At 35.6% G+C, this 5,372-nt stretch carries 7 protein-coding genes; all 7 read left to right on the plus strand.

The genetic code is table 11. The annotated features are described in order from the left end of the window. Positions 1-99: 99 nt before the first annotated feature. Positions 100-1,500, plus strand: a complete 1,401-nt coding sequence (locus tag ACGLXV_RS08020; protein WP_391558211.1) for a sigma-54 interaction domain-containing protein — start codon at positions 100-102, stop codon at positions 1,498-1,500. 265 nt (positions 1,501-1,765) lie between these two features. After that, complete coding sequence (kamA, locus tag ACGLXV_RS08025) at positions 1,766-3,166, plus strand: lysine 2,3-aminomutase (protein ID WP_119708831.1); 1,401 nt, start codon at positions 1,766-1,768, stop codon at positions 3,164-3,166. A 278-nt stretch (positions 3,167-3,444) separates the two neighbouring features. Next, positions 3,445-3,660, plus strand: coding sequence for an anti-repressor SinI family protein (locus ACGLXV_RS08030; RefSeq protein WP_391558207.1), 216 nt, complete (start codon positions 3,445-3,447; stop codon positions 3,658-3,660). Further along, positions 3,641-3,889 (plus strand): hypothetical protein, encoded by a 249-nt coding sequence (locus ACGLXV_RS08035; protein ID WP_391558208.1) that lies wholly within the window; start codon positions 3,641-3,643, stop codon positions 3,887-3,889. Before ACGLXV_RS08030 ends, ACGLXV_RS08035 begins: the two co-directional genes overlap by 20 nt. Before the next feature lie 99 nt (positions 3,890-3,988). Continuing rightward, positions 3,989-4,765 carry a LytR/AlgR family response regulator transcription factor gene (locus ACGLXV_RS08040; protein WP_391558209.1) on the plus strand — a complete coding sequence of 259 codons (777 nt, stop codon included), beginning with the start codon at positions 3,989-3,991 and terminating at the stop codon, positions 4,763-4,765. Positions 4,766-4,888: 123 nt separating this feature from the next. Further along, positions 4,889-5,170, plus strand: coding sequence for a YokU family protein (locus ACGLXV_RS08045; RefSeq protein ID WP_391558210.1), 282 nt, complete (start codon positions 4,889-4,891; stop codon positions 5,168-5,170). An 80-nt stretch (positions 5,171-5,250) separates the two neighbouring features. Then, a partial coding sequence (locus ACGLXV_RS08050) for a YozE family protein (protein ID WP_391558212.1) occupies positions 5,251-5,372 on the plus strand: 122 nt, incomplete at its 3' end.

The following is a 5,372-nucleotide window of genomic DNA, read 5'->3' on the forward strand; positions in this document are numbered from 1 at the left end:
GGGTGAAAAATTTATCCACCTACCAAGCTGCCGAAAATTAATATAAAGTGACAGTTTTTCGGCACATAGGCATATATATGCTTTAGGTGGGTGATGATGATGTTTGAAACAAGCAGTATTTCCATCGAAGTAGTGACGGAAATCTTAAAGGGCGTTGATGAGGGAATTCACGTTGTGGATCTAAACGGCAAGACGATTTTTTATAACGAAGTGGCCGCTCAGCACGATGGATTAACCGTGGGTGAAGTAATAGGGAAGCCGTTATTAGAAGTGTTTCCATCGTTAACAGAAGAGACGAGCACGTTATTAAGAGTATTGAAGTCTCGAAAAGAAATTGTGAATGTGGCTCAATCATATTCCAATATTCATGGGAAAAAGATAGAAACGATTAATTCAACGATTCCTATATGTGTAAAGGGCGATTTTTTTGGCGCGATGGAAATAGCGAAGGATTATTCCAGTATTAAAAGATTGTCTGAACAATTATTGGATTTACAAAAAGAAAAACAAGTGATGAATACTAAGAAAAAAAGCAAAAGCGCAGTTAAGTATACTTTAGATGATTTACTTACAGAAAATAATGAGTTTCTTCAAATAAAAAGAGAAGCATATAAGCTTGCAAAATCGCAATCGTCAATATTAGTTTATGGCGAAAGTGGAACGGGGAAAGAATTATTTGTTCAAGGGATACACGACGCCTCTGTTCGAAGACATGCCCCTTTCATTGTTCAAAATTGCGCTGCCATTCCAGAAACTTTACTCGAGAGCATTCTCTTTGGTACAGCAAAAGGGAGTTATACGGGAGCAGTTGACCGACCTGGATTGTTTGAGCTTGCGGATGGGGGTACGCTGTTTTTGGATGAGCTTCATGCCATGCCGGTTGATTTGCAGGCAAAGCTATTACGTGTTCTTGAAGACGGAATGATTCGTCGTATTGGCTCTTCGAAAAGTGTCCAGGTAGATGTTCGGGTGATCGCTGCAATGAATGTGCATCCTAGAAAAGCACTGGAAGAAAAGCTGATAAGAACGGATATCTTTTACCGATTAAATGTATTAACGTTTGAGCTATTGCCGCTTAGAAAAAGGCCAGAAGACATTAAATTTTTATCAATAAAATTTCTCGATCATTATAATGGGGTTCTTCATAAAAATATACAAGGTGTGTCTACTGAAGTTATGAACATTTTTCAATCCTATGAGTGGCCAGGGAATGTTCGGGAACTCAAGCATACCATCGAATATATGATGAATGTTTGTGAAGAAACAAGTTTGGGTATGGAACATCTACCAGCCATGCTGAAAGGAAATACCTCTGCATCTAGGAAAGTCATCAAAGATTATTCTCTAAAGGGACAAATCGAGGAGCTTGAAAAAAATATGATTTGTGACGCTCTTAAGGAAACGAGTGGAAACATAAAGCAAGCTGCCAAACTGCTGCAAATTCCAAGACAAACCCTGCAATACAAAATTCAAAAGTACGAGCTGCAAGGTGCCGAGTAATCGGCACCTTTTTGTATGGAGATTAAGATATAGAAGACCCATGAGAGAGGAAAAAAGGTTGAATGGTAATTGAACGGGAGTTTCAGTGCCCGTAGAAGAGAAAAATTAAGCTTTGTGGTAACTGAACGGGGGTTTCAATGCTTATGAAGTAATAACAAGCATCCCAACGGTAACTGAAAAGTCTATTCAAAACAGCGCCTCCGATTATAGGTTTTGGCACAAAACTTGCATAGTTTATGTAAAGCATGTTTGGGAGGAATGAAGAATGAAACATTCATTATATAAACCAGATCGTCATTGGTCTTCGATAGAACTTTGGAAGGATGTTACGGAGGAGCAGTGGAATGATTGGATTTGGCAACTCACAAATACGATCCGTACATTGGATGATTTACGAAAAGTTATTAACTTAACCCCTGAAGAAGAAGAAGGAGTAAAGATCTCAACAAAAACCATTCCACTAAATATTACTCCATATTATGCATCGTTAATGAATCCGGATGATCCAAGATGTCCGATAAGAATGCAGTCGGTTCCTATTTCACAAGAGATTGTTAAAACAAGATACGATCTGGAAGATCCTCTCCACGAAGATGAAGATTCCCCAACACCAGGTTTGACCCACCGTTATCCAGATCGAGTGTTATTCCTCGTAACAAATCAGTGTTCCATGTATTGTCGCTATTGTACGAGACGCCGCTTTTCTGGTCAAATCGGGATGGGAGTTCCTAAAAAGCAATTAGACGGTGCAATCAGTTATATAAGAAATACGCCACAAATAAGAGATGTTCTCATTTCTGGTGGAGATGGCCTTTTAATCAATGATAATGTACTTGAATATATCTTAAAGAACTTAAGAGAGATCGATCACGTTGAAATCATAAGAATAGGTACTAGAGCACCAGTTGTATTTCCACAACGAATCACAGAAAATCTGTGTAATATCTTGAAAAAGTATCACCCAGTTTGGTTGAATACTCATTTTAATACATCAATTGAAATTACAGAGGAATCTAAAAAGGCATGCGAAATGCTAGCGAACGCAGGAGTACCAATCGGAAACCAATCGGTGATCCTAGCAGGTATTAACGATTCTGTCCCAATCATGAAAAAGCTCATGCATGATTTAGTAAAGATAAGAGTTCGCCCCTATTATATATACCAATGTGACCTTTCAGAAGGCATCGGCCATTTCCGAGCACCTGTTTCAAAAGGGTTAGAAATCATAGAAGGGTTACGAGGGCACACGTCTGGGTATGCAGTACCTACATTTGTTGTTGATGCTCCTGGTGGTGGAGGGAAAATTGCTCTGCAGCCTAACTACTTAATTTCGCAGAGTGCAGACAAAGTGGTACTACGCAACTTTGAGGGTGTTATCACTTCTTATCCAGAGCCTCAGAACTATGTTTCTGGTAGAGCGGAGGATTACTTTAAACAAATCTATTCTGACTTCGAAGATAAAAAATCATTAGTTGGAATCGCGGGACTAATGAATGATGTAAAGCCAAATCTTGTACCAGAAGAGTTAAATCGTTTGGAACGCAGAAAAGAATATGACTCCAATCCTGATCACACCTCTTTAAAGGATAAACGTGAAAAGCGGGATGAACTAAAGAATAAGAAATTTGAAGCGCAAAAGAAAAAGGCGGTTAATAAGGAAGGGTAGTAAAAAATGTGCAATATGCCGTTTCCCCTAAAAAAGCATCTATCATTGGATAGATGCTTTTTTATATAGTAAGAACTTCTTTAGATATATGAATAGCAGTAAATTATGTGTGAAACCAATCATTTCTGTAATAATAGGAAATAATACTGCTCTTATTGGTATATAGGGAATTGGACGGAGTTTTGAATGCGAATTATAATATAAAAAATACATCGGTTAAATAAGTCATTGTATTTATACATCCAAAAGGAACTTATAAAAAAAGGAATGAGAGAATTATGAAATACGGTATAAAGGACAATAGACATTCAATAATAACAGAAGAAGTCAAACTAAGAGATAATAAAAAGATGGAGGATTTAGATTGCGAATGGCTAGAACTTGTTTCATTGGCTATGAATTCAAACGTTACAAAAGATGAATTTCGTAATTTTTTAGCATCTAAGAATTCATCAGAAAAAATGGGTATTAATAATGAATCCGAAAGAACATAAAACAGGGCAGAAAATATCAAGATTATCGCCAATCGAAAATTGTCTACATAAGATAGAACTGTTAATCGTAAGCTTAGTGACGGAGTATAAACATAAAAAAATCTCTGAATCTGATTATTTAATAAAGTTAATCGCCCTCAAAGAAATTCAGGGAGAGTTATTACAGATGGTTCCGAAAAACATGAATAAGATGGAAGTGAAGGGACTATTTATTAATGAGTTGATGTAATAGTGGGTAATTATATTAATTATTTACAAAATGATTTTTGATTGAAATCTCTTGTGGTAAAATAGTCCTACTTAAATGGTTTTTCAGGGGGATAATAATTTGGAAGAGATACGATTTGTCATAGCGGATGATTGTGACGTTTCAAGAAATTTATTAAAAAAGATAATTCATGCTTTTCCAATATATAAATGTGTGGGAGAGGCATCAAATGGAGATGAACTGATCTCACAAGTTTTAATAGAAAAACCACATATTATTTTTGTAGATATTACTATGCCTAAGGTGAATGGTATCGATGCGGCAAAAGATTGTATGAGTTTATATCCGAATTTAATCGTAATTTTTATTACTGGTCATAATAATTATGCTCTCGATGCCTTTAATATGGCAGCTTTTGATTATATTATGAAGCCGATTAATCGAATTCGTTTAATTTCTTCTTTAGAAAAAGCGAGGCAAGCTATTAATCATTCTAATAAGTTGAAGAATGCTTACCCCCAAAGACAAGGAGAAAAGAAATTAGTTTGTCGACGCGAAGGTACAATATACTATCTTTCGTTGCAAGATATTATTTTTATTGAAAAGGAAGGTAGAAAAGCGGTAATTCATACCCGAAAAAAAATAGTCGAGACAAATGAAACAATCAATTCTTTGTTAGTTCGATTGGATAGTAGGTTTATACAATCACATAGATCCTATATTATTAATATTAATTACATTTCGGAAATGAATCAGATTGGAGATTCCTACATTGTTAGTTTTAATGATTATTCAGGTAAGGCTTATATCTCTAGGAAGAATTTTAATAGAGTTACTAGCTACATAGAGAAGGAGGTTTCCTTCGAGCTCAAAAATCACTTAGTTAACAACAGCTAACACTTACTCCTTAAAACTATATTTACCTTTAAGTATTTAGCAAATCACCTTATTTTACTCATACAATGTATAACAATGATCTATAAGTTCATTGTTATCTTAGAAGTAAAAGGAGGTTTTTTAATGAAGGAGTGCCACTGGTGTCATTCAAATCTAATAAAAAAACAAAATCATACGGTATATTGGGAATTGCCAGACGGGACAAATGCAATTTCAATTGAAGAGACTCCATCCATCTATTGCTCGGACTGTGAGATGATTTATCAAGAAGATGAGATCGTGAAAGAGATTGAGGATCAATTATTTTTAATTGATACAAAAAAACTTGCTAAACAGGTAACTTACAAAGAATTAATGAATCAGCCACGCTTATTAAAGAAGAATTACTTTGACTTTACAAGTTAAGATGGTAAAACACTTGCCTTTTCCAAAATACCTATAGTAAGGTTACAGGGAAACCATTTGTGAAAGGCGTGTCCTAAATTTTGAGAAAATCGTTCTATCACTTCTTAATGAAATATAGGCATCCAGCACCAAAGGATGCCATTAGTCGATTTGCCAATGATGCCTACGTAGATCATAGCTTTCCGAAGACATCAACTGACTA

Source organism: Robertmurraya sp. (assembly GCF_036676585.1).
Taxonomy (GTDB): Bacteria; Bacillota; Bacilli; order Bacillales; family Cytobacillaceae; genus Robertmurraya_A.

Excerpts from the sequence above, each read along its gene's own strand:
- ACGLXV_RS08020 (WP_391558211.1), top strand. The coding sequence starts at position 100 with ATGTTTGAAACAAGCAGTATTTCCATCGAAGTAGTGACGGAAATCTTA.
- kamA (WP_119708831.1), top strand. The coding sequence starts at position 1,766 with ATGAAACATTCATTATATAAACCAGATCGTCATTGGTCTTCGATAGAA.
- ACGLXV_RS08030 (WP_391558207.1), top strand. The coding sequence starts at position 3,445 with ATGAAATACGGTATAAAGGACAATAGACATTCAATAATAACAGAAGAA.
- ACGLXV_RS08035 (WP_391558208.1), top strand. The coding sequence starts at position 3,641 with ATGAATCCGAAAGAACATAAAACAGGGCAGAAAATATCAAGATTATCG.
- ACGLXV_RS08045 (WP_391558210.1), top strand. The coding sequence starts at position 4,889 with ATGAAGGAGTGCCACTGGTGTCATTCAAATCTAATAAAAAAACAAAAT.